Annotated in this window: 20 protein-coding genes; 15 read left to right on the top strand and 5 right to left on the bottom strand. The window is 48.7% G+C overall.

The features are described from left to right. Positions 1 to 317: 317 nt before the first annotated feature. The 8 genes from F4V51_RS10310 (at position 318) to F4V51_RS10345 (ending at position 15,118) form a co-directional block, all read left to right on the top strand. Positions 318 to 2,969: an adenosylcobalamin-dependent ribonucleoside-diphosphate reductase gene (locus tag F4V51_RS10310; RefSeq protein WP_153977889.1), complete on the top strand. Its 2,652-nt coding sequence runs from the start codon at positions 318 to 320 to the stop codon at positions 2,967 to 2,969. A gap of 591 nt (positions 2,970 to 3,560) precedes the next feature. Then, on the top strand, positions 3,561 to 5,645 hold the full coding sequence (locus F4V51_RS10315; RefSeq protein WP_153977890.1) for an acyltransferase family protein: 2,085 nt from the start codon (positions 3,561 to 3,563) through the stop codon (positions 5,643 to 5,645). Positions 5,646 to 5,839: 194 nt separating this feature from the next. Next, on the top strand, positions 5,840 to 7,153 hold the full coding sequence (locus F4V51_RS10320) for an extracellular solute-binding protein (RefSeq protein ID WP_153977891.1): 1,314 nt from the start codon (positions 5,840 to 5,842) through the stop codon (positions 7,151 to 7,153). A 170-nt stretch (positions 7,154 to 7,323) separates the two neighbouring features. Continuing rightward, on the top strand, positions 7,324 to 8,202 hold the full coding sequence (locus F4V51_RS10325) for a carbohydrate ABC transporter permease (RefSeq protein WP_153980644.1): 879 nt from the start codon (positions 7,324 to 7,326) through the stop codon (positions 8,200 to 8,202). Between the two features lie 40 nt (positions 8,203 to 8,242). Beyond that, on the top strand, positions 8,243 to 9,097 hold the full coding sequence (locus F4V51_RS10330; protein ID WP_236146797.1) for a carbohydrate ABC transporter permease: 855 nt from the start codon (positions 8,243 to 8,245) through the stop codon (positions 9,095 to 9,097). A 29-nt stretch (positions 9,098 to 9,126) separates the two neighbouring features. Continuing rightward, a complete protein-coding gene (locus F4V51_RS10335; RefSeq protein ID WP_153977893.1) occupies positions 9,127 to 10,878 on the top strand; it encodes a sensor histidine kinase in 1,752 nt (583 codons plus the stop codon). Then, on the top strand, positions 10,875 to 12,461 hold the full coding sequence (locus F4V51_RS10340) for a helix-turn-helix domain-containing protein (RefSeq protein WP_153977894.1): 1,587 nt from the start codon (positions 10,875 to 10,877) through the stop codon (positions 12,459 to 12,461). The genes F4V51_RS10335 and F4V51_RS10340 overlap by 4 nt, the downstream gene beginning before the upstream one ends. Before the next feature lie 80 nt (positions 12,462 to 12,541). Further along, positions 12,542 to 15,118 carry a beta-mannosidase gene (locus F4V51_RS10345; RefSeq protein ID WP_153980645.1) on the top strand — a complete coding sequence of 859 codons (2,577 nt, stop codon included), beginning with the start codon at positions 12,542 to 12,544 and terminating at the stop codon, positions 15,116 to 15,118. Between the two features lie 73 nt (positions 15,119 to 15,191). Here F4V51_RS10345 and F4V51_RS10350 read toward each other — a convergent pair whose 3' ends face one another. Both F4V51_RS10350 and F4V51_RS10355 read right to left on the bottom strand, forming a co-directional pair. Further along, positions 15,192 to 16,325 (bottom strand): FAD-dependent monooxygenase, encoded by a 1,134-nt coding sequence (locus F4V51_RS10350; protein WP_153977895.1) that lies wholly within the window; start codon positions 16,323 to 16,325, stop codon positions 15,192 to 15,194. A 243-nt stretch (positions 16,326 to 16,568) separates the two neighbouring features. After that, a complete protein-coding gene (locus F4V51_RS10355) occupies positions 16,569 to 17,093 on the bottom strand; it encodes an NAD(P)H-dependent oxidoreductase (protein ID WP_127536391.1) in 525 nt (174 codons plus the stop codon). Between the two features lie 187 nt (positions 17,094 to 17,280). Here F4V51_RS10355 and F4V51_RS10360 point away from each other — a divergent pair, with 187 nt between their 5' ends. Continuing rightward, positions 17,281 to 17,763 carry a MarR family winged helix-turn-helix transcriptional regulator gene (locus tag F4V51_RS10360; RefSeq protein ID WP_153977896.1) on the top strand — a complete coding sequence of 161 codons (483 nt, stop codon included), beginning with the start codon at positions 17,281 to 17,283 and terminating at the stop codon, positions 17,761 to 17,763. Between the two features lie 88 nt (positions 17,764 to 17,851). Here the strand turns inward: F4V51_RS10360 and F4V51_RS10365 are convergent, their stop codons facing one another. Beyond that, positions 17,852 to 18,151: a hypothetical protein gene (locus F4V51_RS10365; protein WP_153977897.1), complete on the bottom strand. Its 300-nt coding sequence runs from the start codon at positions 18,149 to 18,151 to the stop codon at positions 17,852 to 17,854. Between the two features lie 210 nt (positions 18,152 to 18,361). Here F4V51_RS10365 and F4V51_RS10370 point away from each other — a divergent pair, with 210 nt between their 5' ends. From F4V51_RS10370 to F4V51_RS10380, 3 genes are all read left to right on the top strand, one after another. Further along, positions 18,362 to 20,386: a Na+/H+ antiporter gene (locus tag F4V51_RS10370; protein ID WP_153977898.1), complete on the top strand. Its 2,025-nt coding sequence runs from the start codon at positions 18,362 to 18,364 to the stop codon at positions 20,384 to 20,386. Between the two features lie 116 nt (positions 20,387 to 20,502). Beyond that, the gene (locus F4V51_RS10375; RefSeq protein WP_153977899.1) at positions 20,503 to 21,441 is read left to right on the top strand and encodes an aldo/keto reductase; all 939 of its coding nucleotides are present in this window, start codon (positions 20,503 to 20,505) and stop codon (positions 21,439 to 21,441) included. A gap of 67 nt (positions 21,442 to 21,508) precedes the next feature. Beyond that, complete coding sequence (locus tag F4V51_RS10380) at positions 21,509 to 22,273, top strand: polysaccharide deacetylase family protein (RefSeq protein WP_153977900.1); 765 nt, start codon at positions 21,509 to 21,511, stop codon at positions 22,271 to 22,273. A 78-nt stretch (positions 22,274 to 22,351) separates the two neighbouring features. Here F4V51_RS10380 and F4V51_RS10385 read toward each other — a convergent pair whose 3' ends face one another. Both F4V51_RS10385 and F4V51_RS10390 read right to left on the bottom strand, forming a co-directional pair. Beyond that, entirely contained in the window at positions 22,352 to 23,893 is a 1,542-nt protein-coding gene (locus F4V51_RS10385) for a DHA2 family efflux MFS transporter permease subunit (protein ID WP_153977901.1), read from the bottom strand. Between the two features lie 9 nt (positions 23,894 to 23,902). Then, positions 23,903 to 24,538 carry an efflux RND transporter periplasmic adaptor subunit gene (locus tag F4V51_RS10390; RefSeq protein WP_153977902.1) on the bottom strand — a complete coding sequence of 212 codons (636 nt, stop codon included), beginning with the start codon at positions 24,536 to 24,538 and terminating at the stop codon, positions 23,903 to 23,905. A 159-nt stretch (positions 24,539 to 24,697) separates the two neighbouring features. Here F4V51_RS10390 and F4V51_RS10395 point away from each other — a divergent pair, with 159 nt between their 5' ends. The 3 genes from F4V51_RS10395 to F4V51_RS10405 all read left to right on the top strand — a co-directional run bounded on the left by F4V51_RS10395 (position 24,698) and on the right by F4V51_RS10405 (position 26,116). Then, positions 24,698 to 25,162: a hypothetical protein gene (locus tag F4V51_RS10395; RefSeq protein ID WP_153977903.1), complete on the top strand. Its 465-nt coding sequence runs from the start codon at positions 24,698 to 24,700 to the stop codon at positions 25,160 to 25,162. 128 nt (positions 25,163 to 25,290) lie between these two features. Continuing rightward, the gene (locus F4V51_RS10400; RefSeq protein WP_153980646.1) at positions 25,291 to 25,497 is read left to right on the top strand and encodes a YwbE family protein; all 207 of its coding nucleotides are present in this window, start codon (positions 25,291 to 25,293) and stop codon (positions 25,495 to 25,497) included. A 19-nt stretch (positions 25,498 to 25,516) separates the two neighbouring features. Then, positions 25,517 to 26,116, top strand: coding sequence for a DUF4269 domain-containing protein (locus tag F4V51_RS10405; protein WP_153977904.1), 600 nt, complete (start codon positions 25,517 to 25,519; stop codon positions 26,114 to 26,116). Position 26,117 lies beyond the last annotated feature (1 nt).

The raw sequence follows: 26,117 nt of genomic DNA on the forward strand, positions 1-26,117 counted from the left end.
ATACATGATGACGTTTTATTCGTAGGTCATAGTATGGACGAATGAGAGGCAGTTCATAACCAACCTTCAAATAAGGTGCGAATCCGAGCTGTTATGTCCCAAAAAAATTCACAAATTTTGAATGAGAGAGTCTGATGGCGTATGAGCGAGCTAGTCCAAGTACAGGGCGAATAGAAAGGACAGCTGTGACTTAAGTCACATGGAAAATCAATATATGGTGTACTATACTGAATATAAATCACTATATGTGGTGTTTTGGCATAATTTAAACACATAATAGAAATGTAATGGGATTTTTGGGGAGGCTGTCAAACATAATGAATTCGAACAAATTGTCGCACAAGTTGGAAGGACTAAGTGAAAAAATATTTTTGGACCGTTATGCCTGGAAGGATGCCGATTCAAACCATGCCAAGGTAGGAGATGTTGTACTTGTTCTGACGAAAGATGACCCGAAGTTTCCGACAAAGGAAGTGGGGGAAATCATCGAACGGCAGGGTCAGACGGTGAAAGTGAAGACTCGCAGTGGAGAAACGATCCAGACGGAAGTGGAGAAGCTGACACTTAATATAGAAAAAACACCGGAGGAGATGTGGGACCGGCTTGCAAGAGCGATGGCATCTGTAGAATCCACTCCAGAAGAACAGCAAAAATGGCAATCCAAGTTCCGGGCTGTACTGGACGATTGGAAGCTGGTTCCGGGGGGCCGAATTGCTGCTGGTGCGGGTGCTAGCGATGAGCTGACCCTCTTTAACTGTTATGTTATACCTTCTCCACAGGACAGTCGGGGTGGCATCATGAAAACGTTGACTGAAATGACAGAGATTATGGCTCGCGGTGGCGGTGTTGGCATCAACTTGTCGTCACTCCGTCCACGTCGTGCAGTTGTTAAAGGGGTCAATGGATCTTCCAGCGGTTCGGTATCCTGGGGCGGCTTATTCAGTTATACCACTGGACTGATTGAACAGGGAGGCAGCCGCCGGGGAGCACTTATGCTGATGATGAACGACTGGCATCCGGATGTGATGGATTTTATTACGGTCAAACAAACGATGGGGCAGGTTACCAATGCCAATCTGTCCGTATGTGTGAGCAACGCATTTATGGAAGCCGTCAAACAGGACGGGGACTGGGAACTTGTTTTTCCGGATACGAGCGACCCCGAGTATGATAACGAGTGGAATGGGGATCTGCAGCAATGGAGGGAAGCCGGGCGCCGGGTTATCCATTACCGCACAGTAAAGGCCCGGGAAATATGGCGTACAATTATCGAATCAGCCTGGAAATCAGCAGAGCCGGGTGTTGTCTTTATGGAGTATTACAATCAGATGTCCAACAGCTGGTATTTTAATCCGATTATATGTACCAATCCATGCGGCGAACAAGGCCTGCCAGGATGGGGCGTCTGCAATCTATCGGCGATCAACTTATCCAAATTTTACGATGAAACCAGCCATGATGTAGCGTGGCAGGAGCTTGCGGAGACAACACGCATTTCAGCCAGATTTTTGGACAATGTGATTGATGCGACACCTTATCATTTTGAGGAAAATCAGAAGAATCAGCAGCGGGAGCGCCGGGTTGGTCTTGGCACGATGGGTCTCGCAGAGCTGATGATTAAACTACGCATCCGGTACGGCAGCCCGGAGTCGCTGGAATTTCTGGATAAACTGTATGGCTTTATCGCAAAAGAAGCATACCTCGCATCAGCAGAGATTGCGGCCGAGAAGGGAGCATTTCCTGCCTTTGAAGTGGAGCCGTATTTACAGAGCGGATTCATGAAAAATCTGGTCGGGACTTATCCGGAAGTGGGAGAGGCCATCCGCAAGCAAGGCGTTCGTAATGTAACGCTAATTACGCAGGCCCCAACAGGAAGTACCGGAACGATGGTGGGTACGTCGACAGGGATCGAACCTTACTTTGCTTTTAAATATTTCCGTCAAAGCCGCCTCGGTTACGATGAGCAGTTCGTCCCTATTGCCCAAGAGTGGCTGGATGAACACCCTGGAGAGGAACTTCCTGACTATTATGTAACGGCGATGGATCTGTCAGCAGAAAATCATATTCGGGTACAGGCAGCGATTCAACGATGGGTGGACAGCTCCATTTCGAAGACGGCCAACTGTCCGGCTGATTTTACGGTTGAAGATACAGCACAGTTGTATGAGCTTGCTTTTGATCTCGGTTGTAAGGGAGTCACGATCTACCGGGACGGCAGCCGCGATGTACAGGTCCTATCCACCACGAAGAAGGAAGAGGGGAAGAGCGAAGTAAGCGATCAAACAAGTGTGACAGAAACGGTAAAAGATACGGTAAAAGAAACAAGTGCTGCAAACGAAACGATAGCCTTTTCGTCCGCACCTCAAGAGACAGAAACCGAGACCGAGGGCAAAACAAGCGCGGCGGCTTCGTCTGCTGCCAAAGTACTGGATAAACAGTACAAGAGTCGTCCGCAGGTGCTGAGGGGAGCAACGTACAAAATAAATACTCCGTTTGGCATGGCTTATATTACGATTAACGACCTTGGGGGCATTCCGGCGGAGATCTTCCTGAACGTGGGTAAAGCAGGTTCGGATGTATTCGCCATGGCGGAAGCGCTGGGAAGAGTATGCTCCCTGTTCCTGCGATATGGTGATCACGGACATAAAGTGGAGCTTCTTATCAAACATCTCAAAGGCATCGGTGGTTCGGGAGCGATTGGCTTTGGTGTGAACCGGGTAGAGTCCATCGCAGACGCAGTAGCGAAGGCGCTCGAGAGTCATGTACAGAGCACCCCTCAAGAGAGTGTATCTACTAATGAAGAGGCAGGCCAGAGTTTGGATCGAATTTCTGAATCGGTGATTGTGGACGAACCGTTATTAACCTATACAGCGTCGAGAGATTTGTGTCCTTCCTGTGGTTCAGCTTCATTGATTAATATTGAAGGCTGCAAGACTTGCAGCCAATGTGGATATAGCAAATGTAATTAGAGGGATAGACATCAGCCAGGTTGAGTGCTGAGAAACATACTGTAAGGGTGACCAGCACTTTGGTCGCCCTTTTTGTATGAGCTGACGTAGACTCAGCGGGTTTCAAGGGATGATTACAACTTGAAGATTCCGGGAATGAAGAAAGGACTCGTCCTTTTCACCTCCAGAGTCCTAGGCACCTAGAAGCATTTATGGGCAAAACTTTCAATCCGGCGGGGGATAGGTTTATAATGGATTGTGGCTGCTGAGGAAGTGGGCGGTCTTTTTGTATTGATATGGCAGTGAGGTAATATTAACCAGCCCAAGAAAAAGACTGTATTAAACGACAATTTTGGAGTATGATTTTACAGCTATATAAGCTGGCAGGAAAGGTTACATCGTTTCACCACTTTGTAACTACTGCTGTAATTTATCTCACTGCGCTTGAGCGTATAATGCTAAACGTGAGTGTTGATCGATATATTGGAAATGAATGACGAAAGGTGCAATACGTATGTTAATGACAACCAGAATCACGATGCGAAGCCAAGTTGATTTGCAACTGCCCCAGACATCCACGATGTGGGCCCGAAGCAACAAGGAGGGGCGCGAATGTCACAAACGTTGAACAACAGGCGTCATATGAACGGACTGGATGGCTTGCGGGCCATTGCCGTGCTTGCTGTGATTGGGTATCATCTTAATCTGAGTTTTATTCCCGGCGGTTTGCTCGGTGTAGGCATATTCTTTGTTTTATCAGGTTATCTGATTACAGATATTCTTGTGTCCCAATGGCAGGAACATGGACGCATTTCACTCGGTGATTTTTGGGTGAGACGAATCAGGCGTCTCGTGCCTGGCATGCTCACCATGACTGCAGTGGTAATGATTTGGCTTCTTTTCACAGATCCTTCCCGGCTTGCTGCCCTGCGTGGGGATGTTATAGCGGGTGTATTATACATAAGCAATTGGTGGTATATCTTCCACGATGTATCCTATTTTGATAGTTTCGGTCCTCCATCACCGTTCGGACATTTCTGGTCACTTGCAGTGGAAGAGCAGTTTTATCTGGTGTGGCCGCTGCTCCTTGTCCTTTCCATTAAGCTGTTCAAAAGGAAGGGATGGCTCGTTGTTTTCATTGTCGTGGCCGCTGAGTTATCTGCTGGTGCAATGGCTATCATATATAATCCGAATTTGGACCCGAGCCGTGTATACTATGGTACGGATACGCGTGCTTTTGCCTTGCTGGCCGGAGCTGCACTGGCTGTTGTATGGCCAAGCCGCAAACTATCCTCCACCCTTGCGAACCTTAATCGTGCGGTGCTCGATGTATCAGGCTTGGCAGCGCTGGCCCTGCTGGTCTACATGATGCTGAACAGCAGTGAATATGAACCTTCGCTCTACCAAGGGGGGATGGTACTTCAAGCCATAGCTACTACGCTGCTGGTCGCTGTGTTGGCTCACCCCTCTTCGATGCTGGGACGCCTGATTGGTGCAAAACCGCTGCGATGGATTGGGGAGCGTTCCTATGGGCTCTATCTCTGGCATTATCCTGTAATTGTTCTGACAAGTCCTGTGGTCGATACGGGAGGTTTACATCCGGTTCGAATGATTCTACAGGTGACAGCAACTGTAGTGCTGGCTTCATTATCATTAAAGTTTATTGAGAATCCAATCCGCTATAACGGATTCCGTGACACCTGGTCCCGGCTATGGGGTAGAGGGCGGAACGGTATTGGTACACATCAGATATGGTTGAAGCGGGGTGGATTGGTGATGTCTGTTCTGTTTATGTGCTTCACCGTGTCACAGATGATGATTTCTTCTGCGGCGAACTCCGATTCACATTCTGCATCGATGTCTACCACATTAAATGGAGAACATGCTGTGCATGAAGAGATAGGACAGGATGTTCTTCCGGCTCCCGTTGATACTGCAGGTTCCGGCCAGAAGCCGGCACCGCAGAAGAACGATAAGCCTGCAGGTGACGGTGGCAATCAGCAAGACAAGCCAGCAGAGCAGACGTCGAAGCCGGATACGCCTTCCCAATCGGAAGAACCGGCATCCGATGAAGGAGATGGAACGGCTGCTGATGAGCCGAACCAGACTGCTGAAGACGCTGCTGGAAATACGGATCATGCCGATAATGACGAGACTGATACAGGGGACAACCCGAATCAACCGGGAGATGCTTCGCAAGAGAATGGAGACCAAGCGCCTCCTGCTGAAGACGGCAAGATCCACTATACCGTGATAGGGGATTCGGTCATCTTGGATGCCAAGCCTTACTTGGAGCAGCATATGTCCGGGGTACACGTGGACGGTCATGTTGGCCGTCAGATGTGGGAGGCAGCCGATGTCCTGGATGGGCTGAAACGAAACGATCAACTGGGCAGTCAGGTCGTACTTGAACTTGGAACCAACGGTTCATTCAATTCCAAAAGCCTAAATTCAGTGCTTGATTACCTTAAGGATGAGAATCATGTATATTTGGTTACTGTACGTGTCCCACGTCCTTGGGAACGAACGGTTAACAGAGCACTGAACGAAGCAGCCTCATCTTACAGTAATGTTTCCCTCATTGACTGGAACGGTGCAAGCGAGGGACACAACGAGTATTTTGAAAAAGATGGCGTACATTTGACGAAGGAAGGCTCGGAAGCTTTCGCAGCACTTATCAAAAGCAGCATGAAATAAATTGAACTAATTCTTTTTCATAATAAATAGATTGTTTGCTTATAGAGCTCTCACGTCGAGAGCTCTTTTTGTTCTAATTATGCTAGTAGGCATCCGATATTTTTCACCCCTCCATCCGTGGATCGTCACCTTACGTTATGATAGCGTTACCATTTACAATGAGGGTATTCAATTAGCCAAGGGGGAGTATAGAGATGTTAAGAAGATGGCTTTCGGGTTTTGTGGCAATTGCCTTGTTTTCGATGGTACTCGCGGCCTGCAGTGGCGGTGATGCTTCGGAAGGAACGGGCAGCAATGATAAAGTCACGGTTACGCTGTGGCATAACTGGACCGGACAGGATGCAAAGGCAGTAGCCATGCGAAAAATCATTGAAGATTTCCGGGCAGCACATCCAGATATTGAAGTGGTGGATGAGGGCTTGCCGACAGACGGCCTTAAAACAAGGCTTCGTACCGTAGCGGCTGCGAATGAAATGCCGGACCTGTTTGTCATGTGGCCGGATGCCATGACGAAAGAGTTTGTAAAAGGTGATCTGCTTCAGCCTATTAACACAGAGCTGGACGCGAAGCCGGAATGGAAGGACAACTTCATCCCGAACGCTCTGGATGGATATACGGTTGACGGGAACATCTACTCCGTACCGATGAATCTGGCGCCAAGTTCCTTCATTTATTACAACGAGGCACTGTTTAAACAGTACAATGTCAAAGTTCCTGAAACGTGGGCTGAATTGGAACAGGCCATTGCAACGTTTAATGAAAATAAGGTTATTCCAATGGCACTGGGGAACAAGGCAAACTGGGTTGCACAATCGACGATCTTCAGTACCTTGGCAGACCGGATTACGGGTACAGATTGGTTTCTGAAAGCAGCAGCCCAGGATGGTGCCAGTTTTACCGATCCGCAATTTATCGAGGCGTTAAACAAAATGCAGGAACTTGGTAACAGCAAAGCATTTCAGGATGGGTTCAATAGCATTGACGAGACACAGATGATGCAGCTGTATTTTCAGGGGAAAGCAGCCATGGTCATGAATGGTGGATGGGCCCTGGCGAACCTGGTGAACAACGCACCTGCAGAAGTGTTAGACAACACACATATTACAATTCTTCCCCCGGTAGATGGTGGTGAGGGAGAGCCAAGAACAACATCAGGCGTGGTAGGTACCGGTCTGGGTGTAAGCAAAAAGCTGAGTGGGGCCCAAAAAGAGGCAGCCATGGAGCTGTTCTATGCCCTGGCAGGACCTGATGGCCAAAAGGCTACACTGGATAGCAGTACACTCGTTAGCTACAACATTGAGTTGGATAAATCCAAGGCACATCCTTTGTTCGTCGAGTTGTATGACTTGATGCAGGAAGTGAAGATTAATCCGGTTTACGATTCCAAGCTGGGGTCTGCAACGGTTGAAGTTATTAATAACGGATTGCAGGAACTGCTGATGGGCGGCAAAGCGGAAGATATCGCCGCCAAAATTCAGGCTGCACAAGCCAATGCCGCTGGCAACTAATAGAATGGATGAGGAATTGGTTGTAGATTGGAAACGCTCGGTAAATCGTACTTTATGGAATAACTGAGGAGTTATAGCCCCTTCCCGGCAGGGGAGGGGTTTTCCGTTTCATTTGCAAGCTTCAAGGTATGAAGGGGATTTCTAAGGTATTAATGAAGGGAAGTGAAGGAATGAATGCACTGCGCAGTCGTCGCTTTATCATGCTGGGGCTTGCTCCGGCAGTCATCATATATGCATTGTTTGTATTTGTTCCGGTTGTATGGTCAGCCTATTACGGCTTCTTCAACTGGTCCGGCATCGGGGAGTCCAAATATATCGGTCTGAACAACTATGTGGAGATCTGGCATGACCCGGTATTCTGGCGGGCACTGAAAAATAACGTCATTTTTGTACTGGCCTCCGTGTTCGGTCAGATTCCGTTAGCGCTGATGCTCGCGGTCATTTTACACAAAAGCAATCCGCTGCAGCGTTTCCTGCGCTCGGCTGTGTTTCTGCCCATGGTCTTGTCTACCGTCGTTATCGGCATGATCTGGCAGTATATCTATCATCCGCAGATTGGGATCCTGAACTTCCTGCTGGATGCGCTCGGCCTGGAGAGCTGGAAACTGCAATGGCTGTCTGACGACAAGATTGCCATCTTCTCTCTAGTACCGCCACTGCTGTGGAGCTTCGTCGGTTTGTACCTGATTATTTTCATCTCTGCACTGCAAAACATTCCTGGTGAAATTCATGATGCTGCCAAAATTGACGGCGCATCGGGTACCCGTAAGCTGGTATCGATCTCTCTGCCCATGATCTGGGGCACTGTGCAGGTTGCGATCATTCTGTGTATTTCGGGCAGTCTGAAGTCGTTTGATCTGGTGTACATCATGACCAAAGGTGGCCCGGCTCATGCAACCGAGCTGCTCGCTACGTATATGTATAATTCAACGTTTACAACCTATCGTTACGGTTTCGGTAGTGCTATCTCGACAACCATTGTACTGATCTCCTTGCTGCTCATTGGAACAAGCCAGTGGGTGACCAGTCGCAAGAAAAAAGAGAACTAGAAGAGAGGGGGAACTGTAAATGAGTACGACACCTGTAACGATGCCTTCACCAGGAAGAGCTTCAGGCCACCCGGTTCGCCGGCTGCGCAGCGGAATTGTTTGGACGCTGCTGACGGTGTATGGTATTTTAACATTGTATCCGTTTTACTGGCTTGTGATTAGTGCCTTCAAAACGAATGAAGATTTTTACAGCAGGCCATTTGGCTTGCCAGCCCAATGGAATGTGGCCAATTTCAGCAATGCATGGGAAAGCTCCAGACTGGGAACGGCATTTGGTAACTCACTGGTGGTATCCTTGGGATCATTGATTTTGACTCTGTTTATAGCAGCTCTAGCATCATTCATATTGGCACGATTCCAGTTTCGCTGGAAAGGGCTGGTCATGACCTTTTTCGTTGTAGGTATGCTGATTCCCATTCATAGCACACTGGTTCCTTTGTTTATTCTGATGAAGCAGATGTCCCTATTGAATACGTACTGGGCGTTAATCCTGCCGTATACAGCGTTTGCATTGCCAACAGCCATCTTTGTACTGACGGCATATCTGACAAGTGTACCACGTGATATTGAAGAAGCGGCGTTTATCGATGGAACAGGTCTGTGGGGACTATTTACCCGGATCATGCTGCCGATGTCAGTGCCTGCTCTGTCCACTGTTACGATTCTGAGTTTTTTGCATGCTTGGAATGACTTTTCGTTCGCACTTGTATTCATTAACAAGACAGGATTGAAAACGCTACCGCTGGCGATTGCGAACTTCGCAGATGGATACCAGACGGATTATGGATTAACGCTGGCCGCCATGACCCTGTCGGTTATTCCGACCATTATTCTATATCTTGTTTTTCAGGAACAGGTTATGAAAGGCATGACGGCTGGAGCGGTTAAAGGTTAAACGAATGCGCATCCAGAGGAGGAAAAGAATTGGGAAGCTGGCTCACATCATCGCTGCAGAGGAAGCTCTCGGTTGTCGTAACTGCCTCCATGATTGTGCCGCTGCTGGCGCTGGGTCTGTTCGCATTTCTGATCTCTTCCCGCATTACCGAGCAGAAAACGAAACTGTCCGGTATGGACACGCTGAAACAGGTGGAAGCCAATCTTCGCTACATGCTGCAGGACGCTGAGAATATTTCGATTTTTCTGATTGGAGAGCGCGATATTCAGCAGTATCTGAGCCGAAATGAAGATCATGAACTGGACCGTGTGGACATTGTTGGCAGAATGACCAATCTGGCAGCGTCTAAGAAATATATCGCGAATATAGCGATATATCCGGATCGGTTTGATGCCGTTCTGACAACGGCTACCTGGTATGAACCGGGTACTTCCGATCCGCCAGCTCCTCGTGGCGATGCGGTAAAAACGTGGACCGGCGTCTACCCGGTCCGCAACTATGCAGGCATACAAAATGTGATCACATTGGTGCGTCCCATCCGCAGCATTCATGATTATCGACCCATCGGATGGCTAGCCATCAGCCTGGATGAAAAGGCCATCTCCAAAGACTGGGCCGCGCTGGGACTTGGCAGAGGTGAAGGGCGTCTGGAGCTGGTCGGGCAATCCGGAGAGATCCTGTCCTCCATGGATAAATCCCGGCTTGGGCAGACTCTGGAGCAGGTCGAACCTGGATTGCAGACGCTGATTCGGCAAAGTGAGAGCGGGACGACTACGTATGGCAGCGGAGAAAACAAACGGACGCTGCTCTATTACCCGGAACAGCTGACTGGATGGACGTTGACTGGAACAGTACCTTACGATCAATACAAGTCGGAGAACGGGTATATTCTGATTCTCACGGCTGTAGCCGTGGTTGCTTCTGCTGTAATCTGCGCAGGACTGGTCTGGTTTACCGTCCGCCGCGTGACAAGGCCACTCCGTGTGCTCACCAGGCACCTGTCCCGTATTGACCCGGATCGGCCGCTGCCCTTGTTCCGATCTGAAAGTGATGATGAGATCGGCAGACTCGGAGAGAGTTACAATCTGCTCGGCGCACATATCGAGAGTCTGAAAGAAGAGGTTATACAGGGTGAAGCCCTTAAGAAAGAAGCAGATCTCAGGGCACTTCAGGCGCAGATCAATCCCCACTTTCTGTATAATACCCTTTCGTCCATTCACTGGATTGCCCTGATGTCGAAAGAGAGCCGGATTGCAGATATGGTCGAAGGCTTAAGTGATTTCCTGCGCATTAGCTTGAATAACGGCAAGGATTTTTGTCCTGTTGGGCAGGAGATTGCCCATATCCAGCATTATGTACGGGTGCAGTCCATCCGTTTCCCTGATAAATTTTCGGTGCACTATATTGTGGATCCTGCACTGGAGCAGCGGATGATGCTGAAGCTTTTGCTGCAGCCGCTCGTTGAGAATGCCATGGTACATGGTATTCAGCCCAAGAATGGTCCGGGAACAATCACCATCATGATTCGTCAAGACCAGGATGAAGCACGAATGAACGTACTGGTGCTGGATGATGGTGTCGGCATGGATCAGGAGAGGCTGGAACAGTTGAAGGAAAGAATGCCGGAAGTGACTCCCTCTGCGGGTGGTTACGGGATCCACAACGTTAATGAGAGATTGCTGCTCCATTATGGTACGGCTTCTCAACTTGAAATGGACAGCCGTGTCGGTGGAGGGACCCGTATTTCATTTTCCATACCCTTTCTGGAGGAATCGCCATGAGACTACTGATTGTCGATGATGAAGTGATCATTCGCACCGGACTTGCCAGCGTTATTGCCTGGGGCGAGCTGGGAATTGATCTCCTTACACCTGCAGCCTCGGCTGAAGAAGCGTTATCCCGGTTGGCTGAAGAGCGTCCGCACATCTTGATGACTGACATCCGTATGACTGGCAAGACAGGGCTTGAGCTTGCAAATGAAGGGCTGCAATTGCTGCCTGAGCTGGAGGTCATTATTTTGTCAGGTTACGATGACTTCTCTTATGCTCAGCAGGCGATTCGCCAGGGTGTGACGGATTATTTGTTAAAGACGAGCAAACCGGAAGAGATCATCAAAACGGTTCTTCAGGCCAAGCAAAGAGTGATGGACCGCTGGGCAGAAAAGTCCAAGGAAGGGCGACTTTTGCAGGAGAATAAACAGCGGTTGTTTGAACGGTGGGTTATTGAAGGTGATGTGAATACAGGTTCGTGTCCAGCATTTTTGAAGCCGGGAGCGGCTGGGTTTGCTAATATATCACTCGAAGGCAGTCAGGTCTATCAGCAGGTTGTATTCGTTATTCGTGCGCTAGGATGGAGTCGCTCTTCTGCTGCACTTCTGAGATTTGCCGTGCAAAATATGCTGGAGGATATGCTGCCTGGCGCCGCCGCCCATATTCATAAGGAACAGATTATTGGTGTAATGCAGGTAACGAGCAGGCAGCAGGAATTACTGAACACGCTGGGAACGGTAGTTAATCATATGGAGCAGCTTCTGAAATGTAAGCTGCGTGCAGCTGTAGGCCATCCGGTCTGTGGGGAGATACACCTTCACGAAAGCTATTTAACGGCATCCGCAGCGTATCAATATATGAGTCTGCTTGACGATAAGATTTGGAGCATCGAGCATGTGAAAAACCGCAAGGGTGGTAAAACATTACTTACGCATGAAGAAGAAACCGTGCTAGGAACCCTTTTGCTCGATAATGACCCTGTCACACTCACCACATGGACACGAGAGCTTGTGAAAGAACTCATGATGGACCCGGAAGTAACACCGGAATCATTCAATGCCTGTTTGCATTTTGCGGTCATCGCAGGACAACGCTGGCTGGTTCGCACGATGCGTGCAATAGGAAGGAAAGAGCCTGCACGATATGATCCATGGGTGCCGAAACCTGATGCAGATGCTGCGGCCCTTCAGGATATGCTGTTTCACCATTTATATGGTCTGATGCATACATATTATAGCCAAATGGGCCAAGGGCAGGCTTCGCATGTGCAAAAGGCCATTGCTTACATGGAATCCGGATTGGCACAAGAAATCAGTCTACAGCAGGTGGCTGGCCAAATCCATTTGCACCCGGGACATCTCAGCGAACTGTTCAAAAAAGAGACAGGTATAACGTTTGGGGATTTTGTAACGAATATGCGTATACGACGGGCGATGGAGATGCTAGCAGTCTCTCCTGCCAAAGTCAGTGAAGTCGCTGCCATGAGTGGATATGAAGACGTAAAATACTTTAGTAGGCTATTCAAAAAACATACAGGCAAGACCCCGAGTGAATTCCGCGAAGAGGCATATGCATTCAAGCCTTCAGGAAGCTAGCAGACGAATGGTTGTACTTGTTTCTGCAAACGTTTTCGATGATGTGGAATGATTCAGGGATCTGGGGAGCGAGGCATATGATGAAGAAGATTGATTCAAGTCAGGATTTGTCAGGGCAATGGAAGATCCAGCATTTTGAGGTCGGGGAAAAACGGACGATGGATATTGCGGCTGCGGCGCTGGATGACCGTTTCTGGATCGGGGCGGAAGTGCCAGGCGATGTTCATTCAGCTTTGGTGGCAAGGAGCATAATTGATCCGCCATACTACGGGCATAACGATGCCAAGAGCCGTTGGATCGAACAAAAGGAATGGTGGTATCGTACCAACTTTAACCTGGTGAAGGCGGAAGAGGATCAGGAACATTTCGAACTTGTCTTCGAAGGTTTGGATACGTTTGCAACGGTCTATGTGAACGGACATGAAGTGGGGAAAACAGCCAACATGCTCATGTCCCATACCTTCAATGTAACGACACTGGTCCGCCATGGGTGGAATGCTATCGCCGTTCGATTCGATCCGCTTTCTCTGCACAACCGGGACAAAGAGACATTCGACTGGTCATCCTATACGAAGGAACGGCCTTGGCTGCGCAAGGCGGCGATGAATTTCGGCTGGGACTGGGGGCCACGCATGGTTACTGTTGGCATCTGGGGTGCAGTCCGGTTGGAGAGACGCAAAGTGGCGAAGCTGGAGAGTGTGTTTGCCCGGACCAAGTCCGTCAGCCAAGAACAGGCAGTTATCGACGTTACGGCAAAAGTGAAATCGGTGATGTCCTTCCGAAGCAGACAGCAACTGAAGCGCGCTGTGGTCACGACATGCGAGGTCCGATTGTTGGATGCGGGCGGTGAGGAAGTGAATCAAACTGATGCGCTGACTGTACAAGGCGGACAGGTGGATACAACACTGGTTGTGCCAGCACCGCGATTGTGGTGGACGCATGATCTGGGTGAACCTTATTTATATACGCTGGAGGTTACCCTATACGCCGATGGCATTGAAGTGGACCGTTATAGCGAGCCCTATGGGATACGAACCATTGAACTTGCCCTCCACAATGAACTGGGAGAAGACGCATTTGCTTTTATATTGAATGGAATCAAAATGTATGCCAAGGGGGCAAACTGGATACCCTCGGATCATCTTATCGGAGCCATTCCCGCCTCCAGATATCGGGAGCTCATTGAGCTGACCGTCGAAGGGAACATGAATATGCTGCGGGTGTGGGCAGGTGGCATCTATGAGAAGGATGTCTTTTACGATGAATGCGATCGGCAAGGGGTATTAGTGTGGCAGGATTTTGCCTTTGCCAATGCATTATTTCCTGACTTCAATCAAGATTTTATGGAAAATGTCAGATGTGAAGTTGAAAATAATGTGATCAGGCTGCGAAACCGGGCATCACTTGCCCTCTGGTGCGGTAATAACGAGATTGACTGGCTTTACGATATGAAGTCTGCCAGCGGAGATATCACCAGTCCGTTCTATGGGGAGCTGATCTATCATGAGCTGATTCCTGAGGCTCTGGAACGTCTGGATCCGTCCCGTCCGTATTGGCCATCTTCACCATTTGGAGACAAGGACGGCAATGATGCCAATGATCCGGATGTTGGTGACCGTCACAACTGGCAGGTATGGCATGGTTCCGTTTATCCAAGAAAGCACGGTGAGCCACCGCTGCTTGACTACAGCATTGAGGGCGTAACATTCAAAAATTATAAAAAGGACGATGCCTTGTTCAGCAGTGAATTCGGCATGCATGCTTCGGCTAACCGTTATACGCTTGAGAAAAATATGCCTGAAGGGCAGTTCTACTGGGGAAGTCCGGAGATGGCCTATCGCAACAAGGATACCAATCACCAAAAGGGCATTCTTCTGATGGAAGGCTACACTGGAATTCCACAAACGATTGAAGAATATATGAACTACTCGATGCTGACTCAAGCGGAAGGCTTACGGTATGGAATTGAACATTTCCGGCGGATCAATCATCGGAATAGTGGCGCGCTTGTATGGCAGCTGAACGACAGCTGGCCGGGAACGAGCTGGTCCATGATTGATTATGAGCTGCTGCCCAAAGCATCCTTTTATTATGGGAAGACCTTCTTCCATCCGGTTCTACTGTCTCTTGAGCATGAACCAGGCGATCCGCTTGCACTATGGGTCGTGAACGATAAACTTGAGGGGTTACAGGGCCATCTTCGAATTAATGTATATCAGCTAAATGGGGAGAAAGTTTACTCGGATACACTGCAGGTGGAGGTTGAAGCCCAATCCTCTTCCAAGGTTGGAGTATTAAGTGAAGCAGCGGTGCTGCAGGGCAGACGTGCCGAAGAAGTCATGATTGAACTTGTATCGGAAGGATTTGCTGCCCCGGTTAACCGATATTTCCTGCGTGATCCGAAGGACATCGCGCTGCCGTTGTCTCAGCTGAGTGTGCATGTGAATGAGGAGGAGCAATCTGTTACCGTTACAGCCAGCGGTGCCATCGCAAGAATGGTTAAACTGGAGCTTCCGCTGGGACGTGTGCGGTTCAGTGACAACTATTTCGACCTGCTTCCAGGAGAGAGCCGAACGGTGTATTTGCGCCATCCAGAGATGGAGTCGCTGCCCCTGAATGAGCTTCGTGTAAGTGCAATGAACGGTCGCGAAATATAACTGCAAAATGAAGCAAAACATGCCGATGGGCTCTGAACAGAAGCCACCCGGCATGTTTGATTTGAATTAAATGCTATCGATTATATGAATGGTTGCTAGCGAGGGATTCGTAACGCTGTTGAAAGGAGGACTCCATCTCCACCTGACGAGCAAGCTGTTGTTTCACTTTGCTGCTGCGGATCACCTGAAGCTGCTTCAATAGTTTCATCGGTTGAAATTGATCAGAGGCCATCCGAATGATGATCTCGGCAAGTGCATCGGCATCTTCCAGGGCTGCATTGAGCCCAAAGGCTCCTGTAGGCGTCATGGTATGAGCCGCATCGCCGAGCAGAACCACATTATCTTGAGTCCATGACTCGCTGTAACTGCTCTCTACGGATAACAGTACAAAATCGCTCCAGGTCTGAATATGTGCAGCTACCGATTCCGCGAGACACGGGAAGGCTTGCACGAGTTTCTCCACAAAAGGGGCAAAGGGCTGCTCACGCAGCTTGGAGAAGGAACCCTGCGGGATATTCCAGCCAATCTGTACATATCCGCCGTATTGGGAGAACAGCGCCAGCTGCTGACCGTTCATGCTCGCCATACGAACGGCTGGTTCCCAGCCTGCAGGCGCGGGAATTCGGGCCCATAACAGATCGTACCCATGCTTGCGTATATCCGGGGTGAGGCCAGCGTATTTTCGTACAGCAGAATATCTCCCGTCCGCTCCGACAATAATGGCTGCTTCTATAGAAGCAGGAACACCATTTTGCCGAACATTGATGCCTACTGTGTTTCCTGTCTTATCTCTAAGCAGTCCGGTCATCACCGTATTAAATAATACCTTCTCGTGATTGTGCGGCAGGGCCTGTGATTGTGAAACAATATAATCCAGCAGGTGATCCTGTGGTACGTGGATGCCCACATGCGATTCTCCTTCACCAGGGTACACCGTGTGGATAATCTGTCCGTTCTTCCAGTATTGAATCTGCTCCAAAGGCATGGCTCCAAGCTGTGCTACACCCGAATAGAGTCCATGCTTGGTCAGTACAGCTTCACCGTCCTGGTTAAGCAGTTCACCGCGAAATGATTTGTGCAGATGAGGCTGACGCTCAATTAGTGCTGTTGATATTCCTTGGCGGTTCAACAAGTAAGACAGGAGGGCCCCGCCTGGTCCGGCTCCAACAATACAAACATCTACTTGTAATGGATTATTGTCATTCATATATAAAATTCCCTTGCTATGTTATTATATTACTTTCTGATAACAAATTTATAAAAATTATTAAGTAACTAAAAGTAACTTTAAGATACTAGTTATTATAAACAAACACGCTTCAATTTTGCAATAGGCAGTTGTGACTTTGCTTCGAAGTGGACTCAAGCCTGCGCTGTTTTCTCGCTTCTTGAAGGGAGGGCAGGCTTGAGAAATAGAAGGAAATATACATCCGCCCGAATGAAACACGGTCTAGGTGATTAGACGATTGGTGATTCGGGCGACACGTTCTCCAAGGGCTTTGCCAAGAGCAATTCCTTGATCGCTTAACAGAACGTCACTATCCACTGGGCAGGTAACTCCAACGCCATAATAAGAGCCATATAAGGCGTTGTCAGCAAAGTTTCCTGGCAGACCGGTTATAATCATTCCCTGATGCAGCATCGGGGTCAGCAGATGAAGTAATGCTGATTCGAGCCCTCCGTGTTCTGTGGCAATCGTACAGAATACAGCACCTACTTTATCCACGAGTTTCCCTTGAGCCCATAGGTAACCCAGCTTGTCGATCCATTTTTTCAGACCGGAGCTGATGGAACCGAAATGACCTGGACATCCCCAGATAATGGCATCCATTTCCACCAGTTTGTATACATCTGCTTCTTCGGTGGAGTGCAGATGAACGGTGGCGCCGTGCACACTGGCTGCCCCGGCTGCAATCGCCTCAGCCAGCGCCTGTGTATGACCGCCCTCACTATCGAAAACAATATAAATATTCAAGCTTCATGACCTCCTCAAAATGCATCATTTATCATGCTATGAGGTAGCTTGTCACATGTATCGCAAAAATAAGCATGAACTTTACAAACTACAAAGGATTCATGGAACAATCGGATTTTCACAAACAAAAAAGTACAAATATGTTACAATGTTAGGAAGGTTATGATGAAAGGCAGGAGGAACGTTTATGAGCCTGGATACGGAGCAAAACTCTCAATTGGCAAACATTGATCAATTGTTGGAGGCCTTCTTCAGATATAAAAATAAGGTATTGGACCAGCAGCAGAAAACAGAAACAAACTGCAAACTGAATCCGACTAAGAGTCATATATTGGGCATGCTTTTAAGGGAACAGCGCTGTATGGCTGTCGATGTGGCAAGGCAGCTCAGCTTATCATCCGGCGCTACGACCATTGTATTGAATCAGCTGGAGAGTGAAGGGTTGATTCAGCGGGTACGCAGTGAAGAGGATCGAAGAATCGTGTGGTTATCCCTGACGGAAGATGGAGAGCAGCTGGCCAAATCCCTGACTGCAAACCGTGGACGTATGACATGGGAACTGTTACAAGCGCTTACGGAAGAAGAACAGCAGCAGATGATAGGCATGCTTAAGAAAATTGAACTGAAGCTGCTCGAAAAAATGAAGATTCTGGAGCAAACTCATCGTTAAAATGGCACTGAAGCGTCAGTCTTCAAGGTTCGCCCCGGGTTGGGACGAATGTTGAAGGCTGACGTTTTTTCATGTTTTAAGCTGACTATTACAGATGGAATCGTTCAATGTGGTCCATTAGGCCAATCTCCATCAGAATTTCTTTTTGCTTCTGTCCAAGCAGGTCAAAATGCGGAAAAGGCTGACGTCGATGAATATAGCGCGGATCAAGACCATGTTCCAGACACCATTGTTCAAGGCGTTCCAGATTCGAGCAGCCTACTTTGGTTACGCTTGTAATGCCCGGGAAACGTGGGTCTATCCAAAAATGAGTAAGATAAGCAAGCTCGCCCCGTGATACACGGTCTTTCCATTCTGACAGCTCCTGCCGATTAATTCCAAATGCCATAGATATTAAGTTCCTTTCCAAACGGGTATTGTCCTGAGCATATTGTAACATCTTATAAACAAATCCAAACTGAATTATTACTCTGAGCTACTTGTCTTCACTATCGGGGTAATGGATATGACAACATTTTTATAACAAAAACGGATATATGTTAAAATAAGACTACTCCAATTGGATTTATTACTTCATTTAGAGAAAGGGATTACCATCATGGAATTGTTTATTGCGGTACTTGTATTGCTGGTACTCATCGGTTTATCAAACATCCTGAACCGGTTTGTACCTTTCATCCCGGTTCCGCTCATTCAGATTGTCCTCGGGGTAGCCATTGCGCTTCTTCCTGCAGGGGTACATCTGCCATTGAATCCGGAACTGTTTTTTGTGCTCTTTATCGCGCCATTGTTATACAACGATGGCAAACGAACACCAAGGCATGAACTGTGGAATTTAAGGGCTCCCATTCTGCTGCTGGCACTCGGTTTGGTTTTTGTTACCGTCGTTGTGGCTGGCTATGCCATACACTGGCTGATTCCCACTATTCCACTGCCTGCCGCTTTTGCTCTTGCGGCCATTCTGTCCCCGACTGATGCGGTCGCCGTTGGCGCCATGGCAGGGCGTGTACATCTACCCAAAAGTATACATAGACTACTCGAAGGCGAAGCTTTGATGAATGATGCATCCGGCCTGGTTGCATTTAAATTTGCCATAGCAGCAACCGTTACAGGCGTTTTCTCATTGGCGGAGGCCTCATTCAGCTTTCTTATCATTGCCATTGGTGGTCTGCTGGTAGGTGCGCTATTATCCTTTCTGCTCATTCGGCTCGGTGTATGGATCCGGCGTTTGGGTATGGAGGACGTTACCGTGCATATGCTGCTGCAGATCCTTACGCCATTCGTTATTTATCTGGTGAGTGAAGAAATTGGCGTCTCAGGCATTTTGGCCGTTGTGGCGGGAGGGATTATCCATGCCATTGAACGTGACCGAACGGAATCGGTTCAGTTGAAGATGCAGGTGGTCTCTGCAAGCACATGGTCTGTTATTCTATTTATTTTAAATGGCTTGGTGTTTGTCATTCTGGGTGTCCAGATTCCGGATGTGCTGAATACAATCTTCAAGAATGTAACCTTTAACAATTTGCAAGTGCTGGGGTATGTCGGATTAATATCCGTGTTATTGTTACTGCTTCGTTTTGTCTGGATCTATTTGTTCTGGCAGGGGAATGAATGGTTCCGCAAGAAGTCCCCGATTGGAAAACCAAGGTTAAAAGAGATGACCATCATCTCCCTGTCGGGTGTGAGAGGCGCGGTAACCCTCGCGGGTGCATTCTCCATCCCGTATGTGCTTCAGGACGGATCGCCTTTCCCGGAACGGGATTTGATCATATTCCTGGCAGCCGGAGTTATTCTGTTTACGTTAATCGCAGCAAGCGTGTTTCTGCCCGTACTCGCCAAGAATGATGAAAAGGCTGCTGATGGCTCTCAGCAAACGACAGAACGAAAGGCACAGGACATCATGCTTAATGCGGCCATTCGGGCAGTCAAGTCCGAGATGACCGACGAGAACAAAGCCGCTGCACTTGCTGTAGTCTCTGATTTATCGAAATACATCAGGCAGGCTGCAGGACAGATGACGGCCGGCAAACGCAAGGACATCATGAAGCAGGAAACGGCCATTAACCTGATTGGCACGCGTGCGGAGCGCAAGGAAATTGAAAGTATGATGGATGAGAACGTCATTGCATCCGAAGCGGCGTTTAAATGTAACAGCTGGCTGGACCGTAAGGAAATGATGCTGGCTAACCGCACCAATACGCAAATGATGTTTTCCATTAGTGAGATCGGACGCGTGCTCGGTCATCTGTTTACGAATCGCTCGGAGAAGCCCGAGCAGCCGTTCATGTTAGAAAATGCAGATCAGTTTCGTCAGGTTAAGCTTCGTACTTCGGAAGCGGCTATCAAAGCCATACGGGCACATATGAACGACGGCAACCGCCCTGTGGCTCTGTCCGTGATTGCCAAGTATGAGCGGGTGATCGCCAGACTCAGAAGCTGGAATCAGGGGAGAACCGAAGATCCGTTCAATCAGGAGAAGCTTGAGCTGCAAATGGTAGCCATTCAAGAGCAGCGTAACACGGTTCAACAGCTATATGAGAATGGTGAGATCAATCGAGACGTGGCTGCGAAGCTCCGCCGATTTATCAATGACGTTGAAGCGACCGTACTGAAAAATAGCTAACCCGATAAATCCGATATTTTAAATGCGAATACGACTCTGATATAATGGGTTCATCGCAGGAAGAACTACTACGATAACCATGAAGCCAACGCTCAGGAAAAGGAGATGGATGAATTATGACACAAAAGCAGACTCGCTTGGGGAAAACCGATTTGCTCGTTAACCCGATTGGACTCGGGGCAAACGCAGTAGGGGGACATAATATCTACCCGGATATGCTGAACGATGAAACAGGCAAGGAAGTGGTTCGTACAGCGCTGAAACAAGGGATTAACTTTGTGGATACAGCTTTCATCTATGGACCTGAACATTCAGAGCGTTTAATTGGAGAGGTACTAAAGGAAACGGGGCAGCGTCAACAAACCATTATAGCCACCAAGGCAGCTCACAAATTCGTGGATGGCAGCGTGGTGATTGATAACTCTCCTGCTTTTCTGAAAGCTTCTGTGGATGAAGCCTTGAAACGCCTTCAGACGGATTACATCGACTTGTTTTACATCCATTTTCCGGACGAGCAGACACCGAAGGATGAGGCAGTAGGTGCATTAAAACAACTGAAAGACGATGGCAAAATCCGCGCGATCGGTGTATCCAACTTCGCCATCGAACAGCTGCGTGAAGCGAACCGGGATGGTTATGTGGATGTGCTGCAATCCGAATACAATCTGTTCAAACGAGAGGCTGAGAAAGAACTGCTTCCGTACACGGCAGAGCATGAAATTTCTTTTGTTCCATACTTTCCGCTGGCAGCCGGGCTGCTGGGTGGTAAATATAATCGGGATACGACATTCCAGGATGGACGGGCCAAAAATCCGCTGTTCACGGGTGAGAACTTTATCCGCAATCTGGACAAAGTGGAACAGCTCCGCAGCATTGCTGAATCCAAAAATGCCGAGGTTGCACATCTCGTGCTGGCCTGGTACCTGACTCAGCCTTCGATTGATGCACTCATTCCAGGGGCAAAGAAACCGGAGCAGGTCATCAACAATCTGAAAACCTTGGATGTAACGTTGTCTGCCGAGGAGATCGCAGTCATTGACCAGATTTTCCGTTAAATAGTTCCGGCATTTCGGGAAATGCTAACAGGGAGTTTACGTTTGACGATAAAGAGAGGACTTAAACATGAACCTGAAGGCAGCCCGAACGATCGGATTGTTCACCCTGATTCTCATGCTAGGCACCAGTTCTGCCTATGCGAAGCCGGTACAGAAGAATCGTCAATATTATGAAGAACGAGGAGAGATTGTCTGGGAGGTCCCTACCCATGACAAGCTCATTGCGTTGACCTTCGATGATGGTCCTGACCCGGTACAGACCCCGCAGATTCTGGCTCTGCTTAAGCAGTACCAAGCGAAAGGTACTTTTTTCGTACTGGGTAAATGGGCGGAAAAGTATCCTGAGCTGGTCATGCAGGAACAGCATGAAGGACATGAAGTGGCCAATCATACTTATGCACACACTTATGCGGTTAAATCCACTGCTAAGGACAAGTTTACGCAGGATATGGTGGCTGCCGAGCAATCCATTATGGATGCTGGTGTCCCACGTCCGCTGCTGTTCCGTCCACCAGGGGGATTTTACAATGACATGGTCATTGATGTTGCCAAACAAAAAGGTTATACCATTGTATTATGGTCCTGGCATCAGGACACACGGGACTGGGCTTCTCCTGGGGTAGCAGCCATTACGAACAAGGTATTGAAAAACGCGCGCAATGGGGATATCGTGCTGTTCCACGACAAGGTGGAAGGAAGGGCCCAGACCGTTGCTGCGTTAAAAGTAATACTGCCCAAGCTTCAGCAAGAGGGATACCGCTTCGTCACCGTATCTGAACTGCTTGCAGTGAAGGCAAAAGAAGCAGCGAAGGATGGCGTTTCCTTTAAATAGCGCTCCTAATACAATTGTAAAAGCCGCCGGTTTCTCATAGGAGAGACCGGCGGCTTTTGTTATGTTTCAGGAATAAGATTATTGTTCTGTCTTCACCGCACGAGGGCGAGCTCTTGCCCGCCGGAGAAACAGCGACAGGAGCAAACCAATAATGGAAATCCAGGTGGCGACAATAAAGGCATCGTTAATGCCTTCAATGGTCGAGGTCTGAACTGCGATACCGTACAGCTGCTGTAACGCCAGTGTAGAACCCTGTTCAGCTGGCACGCCTGCTATGGCAGCCATCTGCGAACCCAGGAGCCCGACTTGTTCAGTCAGGGGCACATTGGTTGTCGTGACCGTATTGCTGTAGTCAGCCAAATGTATGCCTGAACGTGTAGCCATAACGGTAATTAGCAGAGCTGTTCCAATCGAGCCAGCTACCTGCCTTATCGTGTTGGACATGGCTGTACCGTGACTGGTCAGATGAGGAGGTAACTGGTTTAGGCCCTCGGTCTGCACGGACATCATCAGCATGGACATGCCGAAACTCCGAAGAGTATACAGCATCATAATGTGGCCATAAGGCGTTTCCCCGGTCAATTTGCTGAATTCAAAGGTAGAGAATGCCGTGATCAGCAGGCCTACAATGGCTAGTGGGCGGGAGCCGATCCGGTCGAATAGCGCTCCTGATATGGGTGACATCACCCCCATCAGCAGTGCACCTGGCAGCAGCAAGAGACCCGATTGCAGAGGGGAGAAACCTCTTATATTTTGCAGATAGATGGGTAACAGAAGCATCCCCCCGAAAAGTGCCATGTTGATGGTGGCACTGACCAGTGTGGAGATGGTGAAAATATCGTATTTAAACACACGAAATTCCAGCAGGGGATGTTTCATTGCCGTTTCCCTGAGAACAAAGAACGTGATGAACAGAATACCGATGATCAAGGTTAACAGCACAACGGCACTGCTCCATCCCTTGTCACCGGCAGAGCTGAAGCCATACAGCAGAAATCCGAATCCGATCGTTGAAAAGAGCGCACCATACGCATCGAATTTGGGAGAACTGAGCTTGGACACATTTCGCAGCCAGAGAAAAGCAAACAGGATATCGAGCAAAGCCAGCGGGATAACCATGTAGAACAGAATGCGCCAGGTGTAGTGCTCCACGATCCAGCCTGACAAGGTAGGACCAATAGCTGGAGCAAACATCATGGCGATCCCCATGGTTCCCATCGCTGTTCCCCGTTTTTCGGGTGGAAATACGGTTAAAAATACGTTCATGACCAGCGGCATGATAATGCCGGCACCACTGGCCTGTACGATACGCCCAATCAGCATGACTGTAAATCCCGGACTGATTGCACAGATAGCAGAGCCAACGGTGAACAGCAGCATCGCTGTGGTGAAGAGTTTACGGGTTCCGAATGACTCAATCAGATAGGCTGTTATGGGGATGAGAACCCCATTCACGAGCAAATAGGCAGTCGATAACCATTGTACGGTTGTTGCCGAGACGTTGAAATCATTCATCAGATGGGGGATCGCCACATTAAGCAGAGTCTGATTCAGAATGGCGATAAAGGCGCCGAGCAGCAGGACGGCAATGGTTCTTCCGAGCGGCAATTGATTATCCATCGGCAGACCTTATATATGAACGCGCACAATGGCGCTCATGCCTGGGACAACACCCAGACCTTTGTAACCCTCAATCGTAATGGTAATCGGGATAACCTGCGTAACTTTGGTGTAATTGGCATTGGTATTGGACGACGGTAGCAGGGAAAAAGAGGAAGCCGTAGCAAGCCCAATTTGATCTACTTTGCCTGTTAGTGTGGTATCTGGAAATGCATCGATGTATACGTCAACGATTTGTCCGCTTTTGATTTTGTCGATCACGGTTTCTTCCACATTCGCGGTCACATACAAGTTATTAAAATCATAGGCTCTAGCCAGTGGATTACCAGCAGAAACCAATGAGTTCTCCACTGCGGTCGCCTGGACAACGGTGCCGGCAACAGGCATGGTAATTGGAGTTGATTTACCGCCTGCCGAGACGGTCCCGATCGTATCCCCTTGATTGTACGAGGTACCTACTTTGCCTTTCCACGTTTGGAGTTCGCCGCTAACGGTGGAAGCAATGGATATGGGCTGACCCGTGACTAATGCATTATCCGTCTTAACGTAGCTGGTGGATTGGTTGTAGTAGTATATGCCTGCGGCACCTGCCCCCAAAATCACCAGAATGACAATGATATTGATCAATATGGCACGAGAGTTCATGTGGATCATTCCTCCTAATATGTTCTTCTGCTGACAATCCTGTTTGGAGCATTCCCGGTACTCTGCTGCTCTATACGAAACAACATGAAATATAAATCGCAGATTGGGGAACCAATATATTGATAAGTTGCCACAGGCGATGACAAGGAGGATGCTTAGATGTTGATTATATTGGCCGTGATTGTTATACTCGGGGTTATTTTTCTCATGATCTTTAACTCAAGATCGACCCGCAGAGCTGCAGAAGCCAGGGCTGCACAAACGGCTGAGACAGAGCGGGAGCCTGTCCTTCTGCATGGGGACGAGCAGACAGAGGGACAATTGCAGGATTCTTCAGACCCGGTGGAATATACGGAACCGGATGGACCAAGAGAGACCGAAACGGAATTGCGGGAAAACAAGATGGAAGTGAGCCACCAAGCCAGGCAGCAGGAATCTCAAACAAAAGGAAATGATAGTGAGTATCGTCAGGCTCTGCTTCATTTTCGCAAACCCCCTGAACCCCAAGAGGAACCAGTTGAGTCAACCTCTAATGAAATTGAAAAGAGTGCGGATGAGATCTACCGGTCCGCTCTGCGGGACATGAAGAGCAAATCATCCCCTCCGGATTCAGATCCGAAATAAGGCTGCTGCAAGTTTCCATGCAGCGGGCATGGCTTTTGTTTTAAATCCAAAAGATTTACAATAGATGAAGCTTCGCTCTAACATAGCTGAATGGATTGACGTTGCAAGAGGAAGGAGAGGACTGCATGATGAACGGACAACAACGAGTGAACATTAAACCTGGTCTGGAAGTGGATATCGTACTGAAGCAAGATCAGCCTACAGGTAAACTGACAAGGGGAGTCGTCAAGGATTTGCTGACCAAATCACCTACGCATCCCCATGGCATCAAGGTTCGTCTGACAAGTGGGCAAGTTGGTCGTGTGAAACAGGTGATTACAGGAGCGGCGGAATGATTCGGCTGCTTCAGAATCCATGAAGACAACTGCTGAGGTCTTGGCACATCTGGCATCCGGGAACGAACGGCAGCGGGATGCTTACAGGGTGCTTCTTCAGAGTGGTTTGTTCTCCATTTTGGAGGCATATACCCCTTATCCGGCAGGAACCGTACCCATTGATATAGACATTCCTGGCAGTGATCTTGATATATTGTGTGAAGCTTCCGATCTGAACGCGTTCGAGAGGGTAGTGACTAACCATTTTAGCGGAATGGAGCATTTTTCGTGTCAACGCGGAACAGGGCTAGGTATGGATATCCCTAGTGCCTACATGACTTGTTCTTTTCAGATTGAGGATTGGCCGTTGGAGATTTACGCCCAATCGTTGCCGGTCAATAAACAAAATGCTTACCTTCATATGTTAGTCGAATGGGAGCTGCTGCAGCTCTGGGGTGCCGAAGGTCACGACGAGATCCGCCGACTGAAATGGGGTGGATTGAAGACAGAGCCAGCCTTTGCCGCAGTGCTGGGGTTACAGGGTGACCCTTATGAGGAGCTGCTGCATCTAGCCCATTGGAGCAGGAACGAGCTATGGCTCTGGGCCAGGCAGCGTACTTCTTTTCAAAATACGTATTAAG

This window comes from Paenibacillus xylanilyticus (assembly GCF_009664365.1).
Lineage (GTDB): Bacteria > Bacillota > Bacilli > Paenibacillales > Paenibacillaceae > Paenibacillus > Paenibacillus xylanilyticus_A.

Bases quoted from the DNA above. Each gene is read 5' to 3' on its own strand.
- F4V51_RS10345 (WP_153980645.1), top strand. From the start codon at position 12,542: ATGAAGAAGATTGATTCAAGTCAGGATTTGTCAGGGCAATGGAAGATC.
- F4V51_RS10405 (WP_153977904.1), top strand. From the start codon at position 25,517: ATGAAGACAACTGCTGAGGTCTTGGCACATCTGGCATCCGGGAACGAA.
- F4V51_RS10385 (WP_153977901.1), bottom strand. From the start codon at position 23,893: ATGGATAATCAATTGCCGCTCGGAAGAACCATTGCCGTCCTGCTGCTC.
- F4V51_RS10370 (WP_153977898.1), top strand. From the start codon at position 18,362: ATGGAATTGTTTATTGCGGTACTTGTATTGCTGGTACTCATCGGTTTA.
- F4V51_RS10380 (WP_153977900.1), top strand. From the start codon at position 21,509: ATGAACCTGAAGGCAGCCCGAACGATCGGATTGTTCACCCTGATTCTC.
- F4V51_RS10330 (WP_236146797.1), top strand. From the start codon at position 8,243: ATGCCTTCACCAGGAAGAGCTTCAGGCCACCCGGTTCGCCGGCTGCGC.
- F4V51_RS10365 (WP_153977897.1), bottom strand. From the start codon at position 18,151: ATGGCATTTGGAATTAATCGGCAGGAGCTGTCAGAATGGAAAGACCGT.
- F4V51_RS10400 (WP_153980646.1), top strand. From the start codon at position 25,291: ATGAACGGACAACAACGAGTGAACATTAAACCTGGTCTGGAAGTGGAT.
- F4V51_RS10375 (WP_153977899.1), top strand. From the start codon at position 20,503: ATGACACAAAAGCAGACTCGCTTGGGGAAAACCGATTTGCTCGTTAAC.
- F4V51_RS10315 (WP_153977890.1), top strand. From the start codon at position 3,561: ATGTCACAAACGTTGAACAACAGGCGTCATATGAACGGACTGGATGGC.
- F4V51_RS10320 (WP_153977891.1), top strand. From the start codon at position 5,840: ATGTTAAGAAGATGGCTTTCGGGTTTTGTGGCAATTGCCTTGTTTTCG.
- F4V51_RS10325 (WP_153980644.1), top strand. From the start codon at position 7,324: ATGAATGCACTGCGCAGTCGTCGCTTTATCATGCTGGGGCTTGCTCCG.
- F4V51_RS10360 (WP_153977896.1), top strand. From the start codon at position 17,281: ATGAGCCTGGATACGGAGCAAAACTCTCAATTGGCAAACATTGATCAA.
- F4V51_RS10310 (WP_153977889.1), top strand. From the start codon at position 318: ATGAATTCGAACAAATTGTCGCACAAGTTGGAAGGACTAAGTGAAAAA.
- F4V51_RS10340 (WP_153977894.1), top strand. From the start codon at position 10,875: ATGAGACTACTGATTGTCGATGATGAAGTGATCATTCGCACCGGACTT.
- F4V51_RS10350 (WP_153977895.1), bottom strand. From the start codon at position 16,325: ATGAATGACAATAATCCATTACAAGTAGATGTTTGTATTGTTGGAGCC.
- F4V51_RS10390 (WP_153977902.1), bottom strand. From the start codon at position 24,538: ATGAACTCTCGTGCCATATTGATCAATATCATTGTCATTCTGGTGATT.
- F4V51_RS10395 (WP_153977903.1), top strand. From the start codon at position 24,698: ATGTTGATTATATTGGCCGTGATTGTTATACTCGGGGTTATTTTTCTC.